The 18546-nt window shown below is 67.0% G+C and carries 16 protein-coding genes; 5 read left to right on the plus strand and 11 right to left on the minus strand.

Annotation, left to right across the window (positions count from 1 at the left end):
* Nucleotides 1-178: 178 nt before the first annotated feature.
* A complete protein-coding gene (locus AC0Z2B_RS26940) occupies nucleotides 179-1636 on the minus strand; it encodes an NAD-dependent succinate-semialdehyde dehydrogenase (RefSeq protein ID WP_476300676.1) in 1458 nt (485 codons plus the stop codon).
* Between the two features lie 235 nt (nucleotides 1637-1871).
* On the opposite strand from AC0Z2B_RS26940, the gene AC0Z2B_RS26945 reads away from it, so the two are divergent.
* Nucleotides 1872-3503, plus strand: a complete 1632-nt coding sequence (locus tag AC0Z2B_RS26945; RefSeq protein ID WP_476300678.1) for a methyl-accepting chemotaxis protein — start codon at nucleotides 1872-1874, stop codon at nucleotides 3501-3503.
* 58 nt (nucleotides 3504-3561) lie between these two features.
* On the opposite strand, the gene argE is transcribed toward AC0Z2B_RS26945, so the two are convergent.
* The 10 genes from argE to AC0Z2B_RS26995 all read right to left on the minus strand — a co-directional run bounded on the left by argE (nucleotide 3562) and on the right by AC0Z2B_RS26995 (nucleotide 15104).
* Complete coding sequence (gene argE / locus AC0Z2B_RS26950) at nucleotides 3562-4713, minus strand: acetylornithine deacetylase (RefSeq protein WP_476300680.1); 1152 nt, start codon at nucleotides 4711-4713, stop codon at nucleotides 3562-3564.
* A gap of 42 nt (nucleotides 4714-4755) precedes the next feature.
* The gene (locus AC0Z2B_RS26955; RefSeq protein ID WP_476300682.1) at nucleotides 4756-5916 is read right to left on the minus strand and encodes an NAD(P)/FAD-dependent oxidoreductase; all 1161 of its coding nucleotides are present in this window, start codon (nucleotides 5914-5916) and stop codon (nucleotides 4756-4758) included.
* Nucleotides 5913-7289 carry an FAD/NAD(P)-dependent oxidoreductase gene (locus AC0Z2B_RS26960; protein ID WP_476300684.1) on the minus strand — a complete coding sequence of 459 codons (1377 nt, stop codon included), beginning with the start codon at nucleotides 7287-7289 and terminating at the stop codon, nucleotides 5913-5915. Before AC0Z2B_RS26960 ends, AC0Z2B_RS26955 begins: the two co-directional genes overlap by 4 nt.
* On the minus strand, nucleotides 7271-7579 hold the full coding sequence (locus tag AC0Z2B_RS26965) for a (2Fe-2S)-binding protein (protein WP_416423826.1): 309 nt from the start codon (nucleotides 7577-7579) through the stop codon (nucleotides 7271-7273). The genes AC0Z2B_RS26960 and AC0Z2B_RS26965 overlap by 19 nt, the downstream gene beginning before the upstream one ends.
* Nucleotides 7576-9420, minus strand: a complete 1845-nt coding sequence (locus AC0Z2B_RS26970) for an ABC transporter ATP-binding protein (RefSeq protein ID WP_476300686.1) — start codon at nucleotides 9418-9420, stop codon at nucleotides 7576-7578. Before AC0Z2B_RS26970 ends, AC0Z2B_RS26965 begins: the two co-directional genes overlap by 4 nt.
* Nucleotides 9421-10281 (minus strand): ABC transporter permease, encoded by an 861-nt coding sequence (locus AC0Z2B_RS26975; RefSeq protein ID WP_476300688.1) that lies wholly within the window; start codon nucleotides 10279-10281, stop codon nucleotides 9421-9423.
* On the minus strand, nucleotides 10278-11234 hold the full coding sequence (locus AC0Z2B_RS26980; protein WP_416423823.1) for an ABC transporter permease: 957 nt from the start codon (nucleotides 11232-11234) through the stop codon (nucleotides 10278-10280). The genes AC0Z2B_RS26975 and AC0Z2B_RS26980 overlap by 4 nt, the downstream gene beginning before the upstream one ends.
* Before the next feature lie 133 nt (nucleotides 11235-11367).
* Nucleotides 11368-13011 (minus strand): ABC transporter substrate-binding protein, encoded by a 1644-nt coding sequence (locus AC0Z2B_RS26985; RefSeq protein WP_476300689.1) that lies wholly within the window; start codon nucleotides 13009-13011, stop codon nucleotides 11368-11370.
* 82 nt (nucleotides 13012-13093) lie between these two features.
* Nucleotides 13094-14368, minus strand: coding sequence for an NAD(P)/FAD-dependent oxidoreductase (locus AC0Z2B_RS26990; protein WP_476300691.1), 1275 nt, complete (start codon nucleotides 14366-14368; stop codon nucleotides 13094-13096).
* Nucleotides 14369-14432: 64 nt separating this feature from the next.
* Nucleotides 14433-15104 carry a haloacid dehalogenase type II gene (locus AC0Z2B_RS26995; protein WP_476300692.1) on the minus strand — a complete coding sequence of 224 codons (672 nt, stop codon included), beginning with the start codon at nucleotides 15102-15104 and terminating at the stop codon, nucleotides 14433-14435.
* Between the two features lie 501 nt (nucleotides 15105-15605).
* Here AC0Z2B_RS26995 and AC0Z2B_RS27000 point away from each other — a divergent pair.
* The 4 genes from AC0Z2B_RS27000 (at nucleotide 15606) to AC0Z2B_RS27015 (ending at nucleotide 18407) form a co-directional block, all read left to right on the plus strand.
* Nucleotides 15606-16433 carry a GNAT family N-acetyltransferase gene (locus tag AC0Z2B_RS27000; RefSeq protein WP_476300694.1) on the plus strand — a complete coding sequence of 276 codons (828 nt, stop codon included), beginning with the start codon at nucleotides 15606-15608 and terminating at the stop codon, nucleotides 16431-16433.
* Nucleotides 16434-16450: 17 nt separating this feature from the next.
* A complete protein-coding gene (locus AC0Z2B_RS27005; RefSeq protein WP_476300696.1) occupies nucleotides 16451-17158 on the plus strand; it encodes a cupin domain-containing protein in 708 nt (235 codons plus the stop codon).
* Nucleotides 17159-17869: 711 nt separating this feature from the next.
* The gene (locus AC0Z2B_RS27010; protein ID WP_476300698.1) at nucleotides 17870-18088 is read left to right on the plus strand and encodes a hypothetical protein; all 219 of its coding nucleotides are present in this window, start codon (nucleotides 17870-17872) and stop codon (nucleotides 18086-18088) included.
* A 64-nt stretch (nucleotides 18089-18152) separates the two neighbouring features.
* Nucleotides 18153-18407 (plus strand): DUF3077 domain-containing protein, encoded by a 255-nt coding sequence (locus AC0Z2B_RS27015; RefSeq protein ID WP_416423814.1) that lies wholly within the window; start codon nucleotides 18153-18155, stop codon nucleotides 18405-18407.
* Nucleotides 18408-18546 lie beyond the last annotated feature (139 nt).

Raw genomic sequence — 18546 nt, forward strand, 5'->3', positions numbered from 1 at the left:
GATGTTCGAGGTAGGCTCGTTCAACTGTTCGGGCTTATAGCCAGAGCGGAGAGGTGAATGGCGGTTCTGCTGCTACACGTGCTTATCAACACTGCTGCTGAACAACCTGCCATTCACCGCTCTCACCCCGGATTCTATTCCTTCTTCTAGACACAAGCTGCCGAAGGCTGCGTCTGGTTCAGACACCGCCGATATGGAAGGCCTTGATTTCCAGGTACTCGTCCAAGCCATAGCGCGAACCCTCGCGCCCCAGGCCCGACTGTTTCACGCCACCAAACGGCGCCACTTCCATGGAAATGACCCCGGTGTTCAGCCCCACCATGCCAAAGTCCAGGGCCTCGCCCACGCGCCACGAACGCTGCAGGTTCTGCGTGAAGTAATACGCCGCCAGGCCATAGGGCGTGTCGTTGGCGATGGCGATGGCCTGGGCTTCGCTGTCGAAGCGAATCAACGGCACCAGCGGCCCGAAGGTTTCTTCCTGGGTGCAGAGCATGCCGGTGGTCACATCGGCCAGCACCGTCGGCGCCACGAAGGGGCTGGTGGCATCCGGCACGCCGCCGCACAGCAGGCGTGCGCCCTGCCCCAGCGCATCGTCGACGTGGCGGGCGACCTTCTCCACCGCCGCGTGGTTGATCAGCGGGCCCAGGGTCACGCCGTGTTCCAGGCCATTGCCCAGCTTCAGCGTGGCGACTTCCTGCAGCAGGCGCTCGGCGAAACGCTCGTAGATACCGCTCTGCACCAGGATGCGGTTGGCGCATACGCAGGTCTGCCCGGCGTTGCGGAACTTGCTCAGCATCAGCCCGGCCACGGCCTGCTCGATGTCGGCGTCGTCGAAGACAATGAACGGCGCGTTGCCGCCCAGTTCCAGGCTCAGGCGCTTGATGTGCTCGGCGCTCTGGCGCATCAGCAGGCGGCCCACGGCGGTGGAACCGGTGAACGAGATCTTGCGCACGGTGGGGTTGCCGGTCAGCTCGGCGCCGATGGCCTGGGGCAAGCCGGTGACCACGTTGAACACCCCGGCCGGGATGCCCACGCGCTCGGCCAGCACCGCCAGGGCCAGGGCCGACAGCGGCGTCAAATCCGACGGCTTGACCACGATGGTGCAGCCCGCCGCCAGCGCCGGCGCGCACTTGCGGGTGATCATCGCGGTGGGGAAGTTCCACGGCGTGATGGCGGCGCACACGCCCACCGGCTGCTTGAGCGTGAGCAGGCGGCGGTCGCCGGCGGGCGCCGGAATGGTGTCGCCGTAGATGCGCCGGGCTTCCTCGGCGAACCATTTGACGAAGCTGGCGCCGTAGCGAATCTCGCCCTGGGCCTCGGCCAGCGGCTTGCCCTGCTCCAGGGTCATGATCAGCGCCAGGTCGTCGAGGTTGTCGAGGATCGCCTGGTGCCAGGCCTCCAGCAACAGCGCGCGCTGGGCCGCCGGGCGGGCGCGCCAGGCCGGCAGCGCAGCCTCGGCAGCCGCGACGGCATGGCGCGTCTCGGCGCCCAGCAGTGCCGGCACCCGGGCAATGCACGCGCCGGTGGCCGGGTCGAGTACGTCCAGGGTGGCGCCGGTGTCGGCGGCCAGCCACTGGCCGTTGATGTAGGCGCGTTCGGCCAACAGGGTGGGGTCTTTCAGTCGGTTGCGCAGCATGGGACGGGTCCTGTGAGTCACGGTAGGTCCAGTCTAAAAACATGCGCCGCGCGCGGATGCCGAATACGCCGTGGCAACGGTGGCGAATGCTGAAAAAAAGCCGCCGGCAGCAGGTGCTGCTTAATTTTGACGTACCGGTCTATACAAAGTTGCCGAAGTGTCTATTCCGGGCCTCAAGCTTAAACGTTTCATGCCGAAAGAAGGGTATTACTTTGCCACTATCGAGACCTTCTTGATGAACCTTCGCCACCTGAACATCGCCCCCCGATCACTCTTGTGCTTCGGCTTTTTCGCCCTGCTGATCACCGCCCTCGGGCTGTTTTCGCTGCTGCAGTTCAGCCAGCTGAAAGGCTCGCGCGCCACCCTCCAGGAGCAGGTGCTGCCCGCCGTGCAGACCATCGGCCGAATCAAGAGCGACCTGCTGACCATCCGCCTGGGCAACACCAACCTGCGCGTGGCCCTGAGCAGCCAGGGCGCAGACCTGGCGCGCACCAGCATCAACCGCGGCCGCGACGATCTGCAGGCCGACGTGCGCAAGCTCAAGGCCATGTTGCGCAGCGACGCCGGGCTGCAGGCCTACACACAGCTGGAAACCGCCATGGGCCGCTACCTGGAAGTGCACACGCGCTTCCTGCAGGCCATCGAACAGAAGCGTGACGACGTTGCCACCGCCCTCAGCCAGCCCACCGGCGAGCAGACCGTGGCCGGCAACCAGTTCAGCAGCGACATCGACGCCGTGGCCCAGCAGGTCAACCAGACCATGGCCGAGTCTGACGTGGTGGCCAACGATGCCTACGGCCAGGCGCGCAACGTGACCATCGGCGCCATCCTGGTGGCCCTGGCCGCCACCCTGGGCCTGGCCACGCTGTTCACCCGCAGCCTGGTGACCCCGGTGGCCCGCGCCCTGGCAGTGGCCGAGCAGATCGCCGCCAACGACCTGAGCAAGCCCATTGTCGTCGATGGCCGCGACGAGCCCGGCCGCCTGCTGGCGGCGCTGGCGCGCATGCAGGCCAACCTGCAACGCACCCTGGCCGAGCTGGGCGGTTCGTCCAACCACCTGGCGTCCACTTCTGAAGAGATGGCCGCCCTGACCCAGGACGCCCTGCACGGCATCCAGCGCCAGAACGACGAAATCAACCAGGCCGCCACCGCCATCAACCAGATGAGCGCCGCCGTCGAAGAGGTGGCGCGCAACGCCGCCCTGGCCTCCACTGCCGCCCGCGACTCCAGCCAGTCGGCGGAAAACGGCCGCCAGCGCGTGGATGAAACCCTGAGCGTGATCAACGCCCTGCACGAATCCGTGGGCGCCACCGCGGTGGAAATCGACGGCCTGGCCTTGCAACTCAAGGACATCAGCGGCGTGCTGGACGTCATTCGCGGGGTGGCCGAGCAGACCAACCTGCTGGCCCTGAACGCCGCCATTGAAGCGGCGCGGGCCGGTGACGCCGGCCGTGGCTTCGCGGTGGTGGCGGATGAAGTACGGGCCCTGGCCCATCGCACCCAACAGTCCACGGCGGAAATCGAGACCATGATCGTCTCCATCCAGGGCGGCGCCAGCAAGGCGGTGACCTCCATGGGCCAGAGCAGCGAACGCGCCCGCGCCAGCCTGGAAGTGGCCCAGGGCGCTGGCCAGGCGCTGGCCGAGATTACCGCGGCCATCGTGCAGATCAACGAGCGCAACGTCAGCATCGCCACCGCCACCGAGGAACAGGCGCAGGTGGCCCGCGAGGTGGACCGCAACCTGACCAGCATCCGCGACCTGTCGATCCAGACCTCGGCGGGCGCCGACCAGACCTCGTCGGCCAGTGGCGAGCTGTCGCGGTTGGCGGTGCAGTTGAATCAGGTGGTGTTGCAGTTCAAGGTGTGATGCAACCTCGCCGCGTCCCGGGGCTATGCGGTGTCTGGGACGCGGCCTTTGGCCGCTGCTACAGGGATTTGAGCAGGGTTTGCAGCAGGCGTTCGCAGGCTTGCAGCTGCGCCAGCTCCACGTACTCATCGGGTTTGTGGGCCTGCTCGATCGAGCCCGGCCCGCACACCACCACCGGCACATTCAGGCGCTGGGCGAACAGCCCGCCTTCGGTGCCGAACGCCACCTTCACTTGCGCCGTCTCCGGTGCGGCGAAGGCCTTCAGCCAACGCACGGCGTCAACCGTGGGCGAGGTGTCCAGCCCCGGGTAGGCGTTCAGGCTTTCGATGCGGATATCCGCCACGCCACTGACCTTCTTCGCCTCGCGGGCAATGGCCTCGGCCTGCTCGGCCAGTTGCGCCAGCATCACCTCGGGGTCATCGGCCGGCAGGTGGCGGATCTCGAATTCCAGGGTGCACAGGTTCGGCACGATGTTCAGCGCCTTGCCGCCGTCGATGCGGCCGACGTGCACGGTGCTGTAGGCAATGTCATAGGCGTCGTCGTGGGCGCCCTGCTGTTGCAGCCGCTGCTGGGCGTTGCGCAGGCTGCCGATGAAGTCGCTGGCCAGGTGGATGGCGTTGGCCGCCAGCGGCGCCAGCGACGAATGCGCCTCCTGGCCGTGGCAGTGCACGCGGTACGAGGCCTTGCCCTTGTGGCCCAGGGCAAAGTGCATGTTGGTGGGTTCGCCGACAATGCACAGGAACGGCCGCTGCGGCGCCAGGTGCAGCACGTCCAGCAGGCGCCGCACGCCCACGCAGCCAATCTCTTCGTCGTAGCTGAGCGCCAGTTGCAACGGCCGTTGCAGCGGCTGCCCCGCGGCGCTCAGCAGCGCGTCGAGGGCCACGGCGATAAAGCCCTTCATGTCGCAGCTGCCACGGCCGTAGAGCTTGCCGTCGCTGAGCGTGGCCTGGAACGGTGGCCGGGTCCAGGCCTGGCCGGCCACCGGCACCACATCGGTGTGCCCCGACAGCAGCACGCCGGGCACGTCCCTGGGGCCAACGCTGGCGAACAGGTTGGCCTTGCTGCCGGCTTCGTCGTGCACCAGGGTGGTGTCGATGCCCTGGGCGTTGAGGAGCTGTTGCACGTAGTGGATCAGCGCCAGGTTGGACTGGCTGGAGGTGGTGTCGAAGCTGATCAGTTGCTTGAGGATATCCAGGGTGCGGGTGTTCATCAGGTTCTCACAATTCAAACGTAGCAGCGGCCAGAGGCCGCGTCACGAGCGCCGGACGCAGCCTTCGGCAGCTGCTACGGGGGCAAAGCGGTTGATGTGGAAGTCGTGGATGCGCGTGCTGGTGCTGCCGGTGGCGATCAGTTCGGCCATCACCGCGCCCACGCCCGGGCCCAGCTGGAAGCCGGCGCCGCAGAAGCCGAAGGCGTAGTACAGGCCGTCCACCTGGCCGCTGGGGCCCATGATCGGCAACGAATCGGGGGTGTAGCTCTCGATGCCGCTCCACACGCGGATGATGTTCAACGGCGCGATGCCCGGCACCAGCCGGCGCATCTGGCTGATCTGGTTGAGGATGCTGCGCGGCTCCACGTGGGCGCGACGCTTGAGCATGTCCGGCTTGCTGCGGTAGCCACCACCAATGACGATGTTGCCGCGGGCGATCTGGCGGAAGTAGATCACCTCTTCGGGGATCTTGGTGTACACGCCAATCACCGTCTTCAGCGCATAGGGCACCGGCTCGGTGACGGCCATCTGCGGGCCGTTGGTGTCCAGCGGCACCGGCTCGCCGAACTGCGCCGAGAGCTTGTCGCCCCAGGCGCCGGCGGTCACCAGCAGGTTCGGCGCGCTGAAGCGACGGCCGTCGGTGGTGTCGATGTAAAAATCGCCGCCCACCTTCTGCACCTCGCGCACCTCGGTGCGTTCATGCACCGTGGCGCCGGCGCGAATGGCCGCGCGGGCGAACGCCGGGGCGGCCAGGCGCGGGTTAGCGTGGCCGTCGTGGGGGGCGTAGGAGCCGCCCTGCACCTCCGGGCCCAGGAACGGGAAACGTTCGTGCAAGGCCTTGCCGCTGAAAATCTGCAGGTCCAGCTCGCGGGCTTCCGGCGCCTGGGCATAGGCCTCCAGGTCAGCGATGTGCGCGGCGTCGTAGCACACGCGCATGTGGCCACTGGGCAGGAACTCCAGGTCTTCGCCGATCAGCTCCGGCAGGCGTTTCCACAGGTGGAACGAGCGGTTCGACAGTTCCAGCTGGCACAGGTAGCGGCCCTGGCGGCGGACGTTGCCGAAGTTGACGCCGCTGGCGTACTGGCCGATCTGGTCGCGCTCCAGCAAGATCACCGAACGGCCATGCTGACGCAGGAAGAACGCCGCGGCGGCGCCCATGAAACCGCCACCGACGATGACTACGTCTGCCTTTTGCACGGTCATGGCGCTACCTCCTGCAAACTCAGGGTCAAGGGTTTGACCGGCGCCTGGCCGCGCTGGCGGCCGACTTCGCGCACCGGCACCCCGGCCTCGGCGGCAATGATTTCGGCGCCGGCCTGGGAGCAGTAGCGGCCCTGGCAACGGCCCATGCCCACGCGGCTGAAGGCCTTGGCGCGGTTGACCTCGCAGGCGCCCTTCTCGCGCACCACACCGCGCAGTTCACCAGCGCTGATCATCTCGCAGCGGCAGACGATGGCTTCATCCGGCAGGTGCTCGACCTGGGCCGCCGGCCACGGGAACGCCTGGGTCAGGCCGAGGCGGAAGCGGTCCATTTGCGCCAAAATGCGGCGCTGGGTGGCCACCGCGTCGTCGGCCACCGGCAGGCCCAGATCCTTGAGCAGCGCCAGGGCCGCCAGGCGCCCCGCCGCTTCCGCCGCGTCGGCGCCACGAATGCGCGCGCCGTCACCGGCGGCGTAGACGTTGGCCAGCGAGGTGCGGCCGTCTTCGTCGGTTTGCAGCAGCCACTGCCCCGACGCCTCGTCGAAGGCAAAGGCGCAGCCGGCCAGGTCCGCCAGCTGGGTCTCCGGGCGCAGGTGGTAGCCCAAGGCGACGGCGTCACACGGCACGTGCAGCCGCACGCCCTTGCCGGTGCGCACGGTCACGCCCTCGACGCCGGTTCGCTCGTCACCGTGGATCTGCAGCGGCGTGACGCCCAGGTGCACCGGAATGCCGGCCTGGTACAGGCCCGCCAGCAGGCTGACGCCGGTGGCCAGCACGCCGGGGCGCGCCATGAGCTTGGGCGTGGCTTTCAGCCGCGAATACAGCGGCGAGGTGTCGAGCACCGCCGCCACCTGGGCGCCGGCCTTCACGTACTGGCTGGCCACCAGGTACAGCAGCGGCCCGGTGCCCATGAACACCACGCTGGCGCCGATGGACACGGCCTGGGCTTTCAGCGCGATCTGCGCGCCGCCCAGGCTGTAGGTGCCCGCCAGCTGCCAGCCGTGTACCGGCAGCAGCCGGTCGGTGGCGCCGGTGCACAGCACCAGCGCGTCGTAGTCCAGCGCCGAATGGCGGCCCTGGCTGGCGCAGCACAGTTGCTGGCCGGCCAGGTTCCACACCAGGGTGTCGGGGCGGTAGTCCAGCTGCGCGCGCAACTGGTCGAAGCGTTCGTGCAGGGCGCGGGCCTTGCCGGCCTCGCTGCCGTACAGCTGCGCGTAGTCACGCGTGAACCCTTCGGGCTGGCGCCGGTAGATCTGCCCGCCGGCGCGGCGGCCCTCGTCCACCAGCGTCGGGCGGATGCCCGCGGCCAGCAGGGTCTCGGCGCAGCGGATGCCCGCAGGCCCGGCGCCGACAATGGTTACCCGCGCAGTGGCCATAGTGCCTCCGGTTGTGCGGTGAGAATGTCCAGGCCATCGCGCACCTCCTGGCTGCAGGCGCGCAGGCGCTCGCCGCTGCGGGTCCACACCCAGCAGTCCTGGCAGGCGCCCATCAGGCAGAAGCCGGCGCGGCGGCCGTTGTCGAATTCCGAGCCGCGCAGGCTGTCGCCGCAGGTCAGCAGCGCCACCATCAGCGTGTCGCCTTCCAGCGCCTGCACCGGCTGGCCATCGACCTTGAGGTGAACGGCCGGGCGTTGCTGCTCGGCCAGGCGGACAAAACGGGCACTCATGCGTAGGCTCCCTGGGTGGGCAAAATAAGGGTCGGTTGGCCAGCGGTAAGCTGCGGGCTGTCCAGGTGGCAGAGTATCTCGCTGCCGCCGACGATGGCGCGGCGGTTGGGCGCGGTGTGGTTGCACAGGCCTTCCACGCGCAGCGGGCAGCGGTTGAGGAAGGTGCACAGCTCGCGCTGGTTGGCCGTGGGCGCGCTGATGGGCGGCAGCTTGCAGGCCACTGCGGTGCTTTCCAGCCAGCCCTGGCGCAGGGCCGGCACCGAGTTGATCAGCAGGTTGGTGTAAGGGTGGAACGGCGCCTGCGCCAAGGCCTGGCGGCTGCCGCTCTCGACGATATGGCCGCTGTACATCACCGCCACGTCGTCGCACAGGGCGCGCACGGTGGAGATGTCGTGGCTGATGAACAGGTACGACACCTGCAGCTCGCGGCGCAGTTCGGCCAGCAGCTCGAGAATGGCCGCGCCGACCACGGTGTCCAGCGCCGAGGTCACCTCGTCGCAGAGGATCAGGTCCGGCTTGGCCGCCAGCGCGCGGGCCAGGTTGACGCGCTGTTTCTGCCCGCCCGACAAGGCGCCCGGGCGGCGCTCGGCGAGGCTGCGCGGCAGTTTCACCAGGTCCAGCAGCTCATCGATGCGTTTGCGCTGCGCCGCGCCCTTCAGGCCGTGGTAAGCGCGCAGCGGCCGGCCGAGAATGTTGGCGATGCTGTGCATGGGGTTCAGCGCCGTGTCGGCGTTCTGGAACACCATCTGGATGCGGCGGAACTGGTCGGCACTGCGGCCCTTGAGGTCGCCGGACAGCGGCTGGCCGTCGAACAGCACCGCGCCGCGCGCCGGTTGCAGCAGGCCGGCCACCACCCGCGCCAGGGTCGACTTGCCCGAGCCCGACTCGCCGATGATGCCCATAGCCTGGCCACGGTGCAGGGTCAGGTCGATGTCTTCCAGCACGCGGATGCGCGGCAGCCCATGCAGGTCGCGCGGGCCGTAGCCGGCGGTCATGCCCTGGATAGTCAGCAGCGGCGTGTTGCCGCGCGCCACATCGTCCACGCGGATCTTCGCCGCCGGGCGCGCCGCGGCCAGCAGGCTGCGGGTGTATTCGTGGTTGGGCGACTTGAGCAACGCGGCGGTGCCGTTGTCCTCCAGGATCTGCCCGCCGTTGAGCACGATGATCTGGTCGGCCATCTGCGCCACCACCGCCAGGTCGTGGCTGACGTACACCGCCGTGGCGCCGCGCTCGCGCACCACGCGCTTGAAGGCGCGCAGCACGTCGATCTGGGTGGTCACGTCGAGCGCCGTGGTGGGTTCGTCGAGCACCACCAGCAGCGGGTCGCTGATCAGCGCCATGGCCGCCATGACGCGCTGCAACTGCCCGCCCGAGACCTGGTGCGGGTAGCGCTCGCCGATGTGTTCCGGGTCTGGCAGGGCCAGGTCGCGGAACAGCTCGATGGCCTTGACCCGCAGCTCGTCGCGGCTGCCGCCCACGCCGTGGATCAACGCGCCCTCCAGCACCTGGTCGATCAGCTTCTGCGCCGGGTTGAAGGCCGCCGCCGCGCTTTGCGCCACGTAGCACACGCGGTTGCCACGCAGAGCCTGCAGCTCGCTTTCGCTCAGGGCCAGCAGGTCGTCGTCGCCCACCCGCACCTGGCCACCGGCAATGCGGCAGCCGCGGCGGGCATAGCCCAGCAGCGACAGGGCGATGGTGGTCTTGCCCGAACCGGACTCACCGATCAGCGCCAGCACCTCGCCGCGCTCCAGGTTGAAACTCACGCCCTTGACGATCTCGGTCTCGCCGTGGTCGCCACAGGCATTCACCCGCAGGTCTTTGACTTGGATGAGATGGCTCATTCAGTGCCCTCCCTTGCTGCGCTGGCGACGGCTGGAAATGCTGTCGATCAGCAGGTTGATGCCCACGGTCATGGAGCCGATGGCCAGCGCCGGAATCACCAGCGCCGGCGCACCCTGGCTGAGGCCGCCGATGTTCTCGCGCACCAGCGAACCGAGGTCGGCGTCCGGTGGCTGCACGCCCAGGCCCAGGAAGCTCATGCCGCTGAGCAGCAGCACGATGAAGCCGAAGCGCAGCCCCAGGTCGGTGAGCACCGGGTTGAGCATGTTCGGCAGAATTTCCACGCAGGCGATGTACCAACGCGGCTCGCCACGGGTGCGTGCCACCTGCACGTATTCCAGCGCTTCAATGTTGGTGGCCAGGCTGCGGGCGATGCGGTAGCAGCCCGGCGCGTAACTGAGCACCGCGGTGGCGATCAGCAGCTCCACCGAGGCGCCGAAGGCCGACACCACCACCAGCGCCAGCATCTTGCTGGGGATGGAGATGAGCGCGTCCATCAGGCGGCTGACGCAGCCGTCCAGCCAGCGCGACGACACCACCGACAGCAGCGCCAGCGCGGTGCCCAGGGTGCTGGCCAGCACCGCCGCCACCAGCGCCAGGCCGACGGTGAAGCGCGCGCCAATCAGCACGCGGCTGAGCATGTCGCGGCCCAGGTAATCGGTGCCCAGCGGGAAGGCGCGGCCCAGGTCGTCGAAGACGTTGTTGGACACCACGTCACCCACGCCGTGGGGCGCCAGCAGGCCGCCAAAGATGGCCACCAGCAGCCAGAACAGGCACACCACGGCGCCCACCACGCCCAGCACCGGGGTGCGCGGGCGGGCCAGGGGTTTGAAACCAGCGGACTTGCCAATGACGTTGTTCATCGCTGTCTCAGCCTCGGGTTGGAAATGATTGCCACCACGTCGGCCACCAGCACCAGCGCCAGGTAAGCGGCGCAGAACAGCATGGTGCAGGCCTGCACCAGGGCCATGTCGCGGTTGGTGACCGCGTCCACCATCAGGCTGGCGATGCCGGGGTAGTTGAAGATGGTCTCGACGATCACCACGCCGCCCAGCAGGTACGACAGGCTCAGGGCCACGGCGTTGACGATGGGGCCGATGGCGTTGGGCAGCGCATGGCGCAGCACGATGCGCACGGGGCTGGCGCCCTTGAGGCGGGCCATTTCCACGTAGGGGCTGTCGAGCTGGTCGATGACCGCGGCGCGGGTCATGCGCGCCATCTGCGCCACGATCACGCAGCACAGGGTGACCACCGGCAAGGCATAGGCGCGCAGGAATTCCAGCGGCGTGTGCACCTCGGCGGCGAACGACAAGGCCGACAGCCAGCGCAGCTTGACGGCGAAAATCAGCACCGCCAGGGTCGCCACCAGAAATTCCGGCACGGCCACCAGGGTCAGGGTGCAGAAGCTCAGCACACTGTCCAGGCGCCCGCCACGGCGCATGGCCGAGACGATGCCCAGGGTCAGCGCCACCGGCACCGACACCAGCGCGGTCACGGCCGCCAGCATCAGGGTGTTGGGCAGGCGCCCGGCCATCAGCTCGCTGACCGGCATGGCGTTGGACACCGACTCGCCCAGGTGGCCGGTGACCAGGCCACCCAGCCAGTGCAGGTAACGGACGATGCCGGGCTGGTCCAGGCCCAGCTGGGTGCGCAGCGCCGCCACCTGTTCGGGCGTGGCGAACTGGCCCAGGGCCTGCTGCGCGGCGTCGCCGGGCAGCACCGCGGTGATGGCAAACACCACCATCGACACGATCAGCAGCGTCAGGGCCACCAGCCCCAGGCGCCGCGCGATCAGCCAGTACAGAGTGTTGTGCATGGTACGTCTCCTGCACCTAAGGTTTGTGCCCCGCCGTTGTAGCCGCTGCCGCAGGCTGCGCTGGCCGGGGTGAACCCCGAAGATATCCAGCGAGGCTCAGGGCCAGCGCAGCCTGGCGGCAGCGGCTACGGGCTTATGCGTCCAGCCACACCTGTTCGGCGAACATGTAGCCCATGAAGCCGCCCAGCGGGTTGCTGCCGTAGCCCTTGATGCGCGCATCCACGCCGTCGATGTTGCTGATGAACACCGGGATGCCGATGCCGCAGTGGTCGTGCACCAGGGTCTGCATGTCCTTGTACATCTGGCTGCGCTTGGCATCGTCGGTCTCGCCGCGCGCGGTCATCAGCAACTGGTCGAACTGTTCGTTCTTCCAGCCCGACTCGTTCCACGGCGCGGTGGACTGGAAGAACTGCGAGAAGATGATGTCGGCGTTCGGCCGCGGGTTGATGTTGCCGAAGCTGATGGGGTGCTTCATCCAGTGGTTGGACCAGTAGCCGTCCGGCGGCAGGCGGTTCACGGTCAGGTCCAGGCCGGCCTGCTTGGCCGACTGCTGCAGCAGCACCGCCATGTCTACGGAGCCGGTAGCCGCCGGCGAGGCCACCAGCGGCATCTTCACGCTGCTCATGCCGGCCTTCTTCAGCAGGAAGCGCGCCTTGTCCGGGTCGTACGGGGTTTGCGGCAGGTCGGCGTTGTAGTAGCGCGAGCCCGGCGCAATGGGGTGGTCGTTGCCCACCACCGCGTAGCCACGGAACACCGCCGACTTCACCTGTTCGCGGTCCAGCAGGTACTTCATGGCCTGGCTGAAATCGGCGTTCTGGGTGGGCATCTGGTCCTGGCGCAAAATCATGTCGGTGTAGTTGCCCGACGGCGCGTCCACCACTTTATGCCCGGCGCTGGCGGCAATGCGCTGGGTGGAGCGCGGGTTCACTTCGTTGATCATGTGCACGTCGCCCGACAGCAGCGCGTTCACCCGCGACGGCTCGTCGGAGATGGCGATGAACTCGATCTCGTCCAGGTACGGCAGGCCCGGCTTCCAGTAGTTGGGGTTGCGCGCCGCCACCGAGCGCACGCCGGGGCGGAACTCCTTGACGGTGAACGGCCCGGTGCCAATCCCCAGGTTGAAGTCGGTGGTGCCGGCCGGCACGATCAACAGGTGCGACACCGCCAGGATCGACGGCAGCTCGGCGTTCGGCGCGGTCAGCTTGATCTGCACTTCCAGCGGGCCGGTGGCCTTGATCTCGGCGAACTGCTCCATCAGCGGCATCACCTTGGAACCGGTGGCCGGGTCTTTGTGGCGGGTCAGCGAGAACACCACGTCGTCGGCGGTCAGCGACTTGCCGTTGTGGAAGGTGACGCCGCTGCGCAGGGTGATGATCCACAGGCTGGCGTCGGTGTGGTCGATTTTCTCGGCCAGTTCCAGCTGCGGCACCAGGTGCGAGTCGAAACGGGTCAGGCCGTTGTAGAACATGTACTGACGGGCGTAGTCGGTGGACAACGCGCCCTTGGCCGGGTCCAGGGTGTCGGCGGTGGACGAGGACATGCCCGCCACGCGAATGCGCCCGCCCTTCTTGCCCACGGTGGCGGGGCCGGCGTCGGCCTCGGCGGCGAACACCGAGCCGGCGCCGCCCAGCAAACCACCCACGCTGCTGGCCATGATGCCGGCCACGCCGAGTATGCGCAGCGCTTCACGGCGCGACATGCCACGGTTCAAGCCTTCGAAGATACGTACGCTGTCGGGGCCGGTGATAAGCGCGGATTCGACTTTTTTGTCTGTCATGGCGGTGCTACCTGTCGATAATCGGGTTACACGAAGGGCTCGCGGTTGGCCGCGAACGTGCTTGAAGCGAAAGCAGGTTCAATCAGTGCAAGTGGTCCTGCAGGCGGTAATACGCGCCCACCAGCGGCAGGAACCACGGTTTGCCGAAATGCCCCGGAATGGCCGGCCAGTCCAGGCTGCGCCAGGGGTTGGCGGCGGCGTTGCCGTCCAGCACATCGGCCATCACCCGGCCCATGTGCACCGACATCTGCACGCCATGGCCGCTGTAGCCCATGGAATGGAAAATGCCGTCGTGGGAGCCTGCGCGCGGCAAGCGGTCGGCGGTCATGTCCACCAGGCCGCCCCAGCAATAGTCGATGCGCACCTGGGCCAGCTCAGGGAACATCTGCGCCAGGGCGGCGCGCAGAATCTCGCCGCTCTTGGCGTCCGAACGCGGGCTGGACATGGCAAAGCGCGCCCGGCCGCCGAACAGCAGGCGGTTGTCGGGGGTAACGCGGAAATAGTTGCCGATGATGCGGCTGGTCACGTACGAGCGCTGGGCCGGCAGCAGGCGCGCCAGCACCGCCTGGGGCAACACCTCGGTGACGATGATGAAACTGCCCACGGGCGCCATGCGCCGGCGGTACCAGTTCAAGTCCCCCACCTGCGACGCCCCGGAGGCCAGCAGCAACTGCCCTGCCTGTACCGCACCGCGCGCGGTGTGCACCTGGTAGCCGCCGGCCTTGGCCTGCCATTGGCTGACCGCGGCGTGCTCGTAGATCAGCGCGCCCTTGCGCGCCGCCGCCTCGGCCAGGCCCACACCGAAACGCCCGACGTGCATCTGCACGCCGTTGCGCTGCAGCAGGCCGCCGTGAAATTGCCTCGAGTCCACCTCGCTGCGCACGTCTTCAGCCGACAGCAGCTCGACGTCGGCGTCCACCTCGCGGCGAATCAACTCATAGGTCCTGGCCATGCCGGCGAAATGCTCGGGCTTGGCCGCCAGCTTCAACTTGCCGTTGCGCTGGTAATTGCAGTCGATGCCCTCGCTGCGCACGATGTCATCGACGCTGGCCACCGCGCTTTCGTAGGCCTGGTAAAACTCGCGCGCCTGGGTGGCGCCCAGCTTGGCCGACAGCGCCGCGTAGTCCTGGGCCACCCCCGTGTTGCACTGGCCACCGTTGCGGCCAGACGCCTCGCCAATCACCCGGCCCGCCTCGAACACCGCCACCCGTGCGCCCTTCATCGCCAGCGCGCGGGCCGCCGACAGGCCGGTAAAACCGCCGCCGACAATGGCCACGTCCACCTGCCCCTCCACAGGGCCCACCTGGCCAAGGCCAAAGGCCGGTGCGGTGTCCAACCAGTAGGATTCACTGCTCATGTCTTGCTCCTGCGGGCCACGGTTGAGTGCAGCTGCCACCGCGGTGGCAGCCAGGGGCAAACGGTCAGAGACCGACCAGGCCCGGCAGGCCGCCGATGTCGGCGATCTGGTTGTACTCGTAGCTGGCGTTGGCCGCAGGCTCGTGGCCACGGGCAACGAAGGCCTTGTTCCTGATGCCCATGTCATGGGCCGAGAACAGGTCGTAGCGGAAGCTGGAGGACACGTGCAGCACGTCTTCCGGGCCGCAGCCCAGGTTGTCCAGCATGAATTCGAAGGCGGCCAGGCGCGGCTTGTAGACCTTGGCCTGGTCGGCGGTGAACACCTTGTGGAACGGCACGCCCAGCTTGTCGACGTTGGACATGATCTGCGAGTCGCTGGCGTTGGAGAAAATCACCAGGGGGATTTTGTCGGCGATTTTCGCAAGGCCGGCGGTCACGTCCGGGTGCGGGCCCCAGGTGGGCACGGCGTCGTAGTACAGGCGCGCCTCGGCTTCCTTGAAGGCCACGTTCCAGCGTTTGCAGGTGCGCTCCAGGGCGTTCTTCAGAATCACGTCGTAGGGCTGCCAGTCGCCCATCACTTCATCCAGGCGGTAGGCCGAGAAACTCTTGACGAAGGCGTCCATCTTGTCAGCCGGCACACGGTCGGCGAACAGCTCGCGGGTCATGGTGCCCATGTGGAAATTGGTGAGGGTGCCGTAGCAATCGAAGGTAATGAATTTCGGGCGAAGAAAGCTCATGGTGCCGTTCCTGAGTTCGTGGAAGTCTGTGGCGCAAAGGCCCGGTATACAGTCCCGTGGAGGGCAACCCCTCCGTTGCGCAGCGACTTCATTACAACACCGTGAATTCAGCAGATGGCGTTTAAAGCGCAGCCTTGAAAACACAAAAAACCGTTTTGACGCGTTCCGGCAGCAGAGCGTGCTTCCTGCTCCACACGCGGGCAAACCGCAAAAAAGTGCGCTGTTTTGGGCCCGAAATACGGGGGTGGCGCGGGCGGCCCCAATAAACCACAGCAGATTCTGCGTCAGCGTAGACCAATGCAAGACGGGCGCCAGGTGCGTGCGCAGGCCTTATCCTGGGCTGCCCCTGGTATTTACTGCTGGCGCCCGCCTGGGCTGAAGCAGTTAATGTGGCGCGGCGCTCATGGCGCTGCACAATCTGCCGAACTTGCCCCACCCTATTGCCACCCCCTTGGTGCAGGTGCGATACAAGGCGCCATCGCGACTCAAACGGAGCCACCCATGACCGACTACCAGTACCGCCCCATGACCGCCGCCGACGTGCCGGCCGCCCATGCCTTGTCCGTCGCCTTGAAATGGCCGCACCGCGCCCAGGACTGGGCCATGCTGCAAAGCGCCGCAGACGGCTTCGTGGCCCTGGACCAGGGCCGCGTCATCGGCTCGGCCTTCGCCTGCCACCAGGGCGGCTGGTCGACCATCGGCCTGGTCATCGTCAGCGACGAATACCAGGGCCACGGCATCGGCCGCCGGCTGATGGACCTGGCGCTGGACAGCGTCGGCCCGCGCACCGCGCTATTGAATGCCACCGTGGCCGGCGCACCGCTGTACCGGAAAATGGGCTTCGTCGAGTTCGGGCACATCCAGCAGCGCCAGGGCACCGTTGGCGTGGTTGCAGCAGCTTCTGCCGGGCGCATTCTGAACGCAGACGATCACCCACGCATGAGCTACCTGGCCAGCGCCGCCACCGGCCTGGACCGCGGCGCGGTGATGCACGCCGTGTTCCCCGACATCGAGCAGGCCGTGGGCCTTGATGTGGACGGCCAGCTGCAGGCCTTTGCCATCATTCGCCCGTTCGGCCGGGGCCGCTGCATCGGCCCGGTGGTGGCACAAAACGCCGCCCAGGCCCAAGCCTTGATCGCCCAGCTGCTGGCCAGCGTGCCGGACGCCTTCGTGCGCATCGACATCCCCGTGGGTTGCGGGCTGGAAGGCTACCTGGACAGCGTCGGCCTGCCCGGCATCGACACCGTCACCTGCATGAGCCGCGGCGAAATACCCCAGGCCTGCGAAGGCGTGCAGGCGTTTGCGTTGGTGACCCAGGCCATTGGTTGATTAATCGAGGAAGTGACATGTCGGCTTCAGTAGCAAGGGTATTGGCGTTTGCGGATGGGCGTGCGGCGTTTCACTCCGGTGAAGCAGGCCCGCTGGCAGAAGGCGACCCGTTTGGCGGGCACCGCAGCACCGTGTTCAGCGATGAACAGGGGTTCGCTGCGGGGCTGGCGGCCGTCTCGGGCCGGTACGACGTGGCGGCCTACCCGTTCACTGAAACGCTGGTGGTGCATGAGGGTGAGCTGGGCTTCACCCGTGGCGAACAAACGATTGTGCTGAAGGCCGGGGACTGCCTGGTGATCGCGCGGGGCACGGCGTTTGCCTTGGATGCCAGTGCCGATGGGTTGTGGGCCTGGTTTGCCGCCACGCGCGCCGAGGCTGCCGAGGTGCCTGGGTTGACCGTGGTGAACCGCGACCTGCACCTGAGCCCATCGGCGCCGCCCGATGACAAGATCCTCATCAGCCGCGCGCCGCAGTGCCGGGCGCAGGGGGTGTTTGAAGAGGGCCCGCTACGAGTTGGCGTGTGGGATTCGACGGCTTATGAGCGGCACAGCCGTGGGCATTTGTGCCATGAGTTCATGCACCTGACTGAAGGGAAAGTGACCCTGCGGTTGGCTGGCGGGGAGGAACTGGTGGTGCATGCGGGGGATACGGTGTTTGTGGCGAAAGGCACGCCTTGTGGGTGGTTGAGCACGAGCTATGTGCGCAAATATTACGCGGTGACCTGAGCCCCGAACGCAACCCGTCGGCACTGGCTGGTGCTGTGGCGGGCACCCTTGTGGGAGCGGGCTCTGCCCGCGAAAAGAACGCCTCGGTGTACCTGGCTGAATTACGGTCCGCGTTGCTCATGACGCGGCCTGCGGCCGCTGCTACAAGGCCCGTGCCGCACGCTCTTACACTTTCAACCTTGCAGCATTTCCCGAGGGTATTACCCTACGGCTTCCACAGCGCAATGGCAGCTGTGTGTGGGGCGTCTTCGGATGCGCCGGGTGCCCGCGACCGGTTGACCAACCCGCACACAGCTGCCACCCACTTCCCCCGTAGCAGCTGCCGCCAGGCTGCGTCCCGGTCCCCCCCCGCACATCTCCAGATACAAATACCATCAGAAAAGTCCTAGGAAATTTCCTACAACTTCCGCGATAATCGAATAATTAGCTTACATTTTCACGCTTGCGCCCATCGCCTCTCGTTACTAACCTCCCGCCACCGCTGCACAACAGCGGGCGGGTTTGGTCACCTGAGTACGCGGGACGCTTCAGCGTCGTCATATTCACACTCGTGCCTTTTTTGGGCGGTGTGATGCTTTATGGCAGCTGTGCACGGGGCATCTTCGGATGCGCCGGGTGCCCGCGTCCCGGTTGACCAACCTGCGCACAGCTGCCACCTATTCGTTTGGTCACGACTAATTGGCAGCCTCTTTAACACGCGAGGAGCAATCCATGGTCAAGCCAACCCCCGATCCACCCTCCAGCAACCCCCCCCCCGATCACCCGCTCTACGCCTCCCCCTTGCCCCAAACCGAGTTCGACCCCAAGCGCGTGGTCGAACACTTCGTGCATCAAAGCACCCTGCTAGAGGTCGCACGCCGCAACGAAGCCCTGCACACCACCAAACCGCCTCGATGGTGGCAATTCTGGCGCTGGCGTAAAGCCTGGTAATCGCAACGCGCTGCACGTGGCTGCCCTGGGCCGCCACGCTGGTTTACACATAGGGACATTGATCATGAGCGACTTCCAGGAAACCACCGCCCTGCCCTTCGGCATGCGCGACTCGCAACAACAGCCGTTCTTCAGCGTCAACCCAGGCATCAGCCTGGAAGACACCCTGTGCCACCTGGCACACCTGCTGCGCTGCGCCTACGACTCTGCCTACGAACTCACCGACGGCGACGGCATCGAAAAAGGCCTGGCCTGGTCCACCCTGCACCACATCGAAGGCGCCAAGGGGTTGGTGGATGCGTTGATTGCCGTGAGGTAACGAAAACTGCCGCAGCGGCAGAAGTCGCTGCTCGCAGCAAACCAGAAGCGGCATGCGTTTGTGGCCATCCCCCAAGGAAGGAGCCTTCCAAAAGGAAGAAATATCATGGTAAAATGCCGTTTAAGAAGACTAAAGACAA

Source organism: Pseudomonas sp. GYB4201 (genome assembly GCF_056312595.1).

Bases quoted from the DNA above. Each gene is read 5' to 3' on its own strand.
- AC0Z2B_RS26940 (WP_476300676.1), bottom strand. From the start codon at position 1,636: ATGCTGCGCAACCGACTGAAAGACCCCACCCTGTTGGCCGAACGCGCC.
- AC0Z2B_RS26945 (WP_476300678.1), top strand. From the start codon at position 1,872: ATGAACCTTCGCCACCTGAACATCGCCCCCCGATCACTCTTGTGCTTC.
- argE (WP_476300680.1), bottom strand. From the start codon at position 4,713: ATGAACACCCGCACCCTGGATATCCTCAAGCAACTGATCAGCTTCGAC.
- AC0Z2B_RS26955 (WP_476300682.1), bottom strand. From the start codon at position 5,916: ATGACCGTGCAAAAGGCAGACGTAGTCATCGTCGGTGGCGGTTTCATG.
- AC0Z2B_RS26960 (WP_476300684.1), bottom strand. From the start codon at position 7,289: ATGGCCACTGCGCGGGTAACCATTGTCGGCGCCGGGCCTGCGGGCATC.
- AC0Z2B_RS26965 (WP_416423826.1), bottom strand. From the start codon at position 7,579: ATGAGTGCCCGTTTTGTCCGCCTGGCCGAGCAGCAACGCCCGGCCGTT.
- AC0Z2B_RS26970 (WP_476300686.1), bottom strand. From the start codon at position 9,420: ATGAGCCATCTCATCCAAGTCAAAGACCTGCGGGTGAATGCCTGTGGC.
- AC0Z2B_RS26975 (WP_476300688.1), bottom strand. From the start codon at position 10,281: ATGAACAACGTCATTGGCAAGTCCGCTGGTTTCAAACCCCTGGCCCGC.
- AC0Z2B_RS26980 (WP_416423823.1), bottom strand. From the start codon at position 11,234: ATGCACAACACTCTGTACTGGCTGATCGCGCGGCGCCTGGGGCTGGTG.
- AC0Z2B_RS26985 (WP_476300689.1), bottom strand. From the start codon at position 13,011: ATGACAGACAAAAAAGTCGAATCCGCGCTTATCACCGGCCCCGACAGC.
- AC0Z2B_RS26990 (WP_476300691.1), bottom strand. From the start codon at position 14,368: ATGAGCAGTGAATCCTACTGGTTGGACACCGCACCGGCCTTTGGCCTT.
- AC0Z2B_RS26995 (WP_476300692.1), bottom strand. From the start codon at position 15,104: ATGAGCTTTCTTCGCCCGAAATTCATTACCTTCGATTGCTACGGCACC.
- AC0Z2B_RS27000 (WP_476300694.1), top strand. From the start codon at position 15,606: ATGACCGACTACCAGTACCGCCCCATGACCGCCGCCGACGTGCCGGCC.
- AC0Z2B_RS27005 (WP_476300696.1), top strand. From the start codon at position 16,451: ATGTCGGCTTCAGTAGCAAGGGTATTGGCGTTTGCGGATGGGCGTGCG.
- AC0Z2B_RS27010 (WP_476300698.1), top strand. From the start codon at position 17,870: ATGGTCAAGCCAACCCCCGATCCACCCTCCAGCAACCCCCCCCCCGAT.
- AC0Z2B_RS27015 (WP_416423814.1), top strand. From the start codon at position 18,153: ATGAGCGACTTCCAGGAAACCACCGCCCTGCCCTTCGGCATGCGCGAC.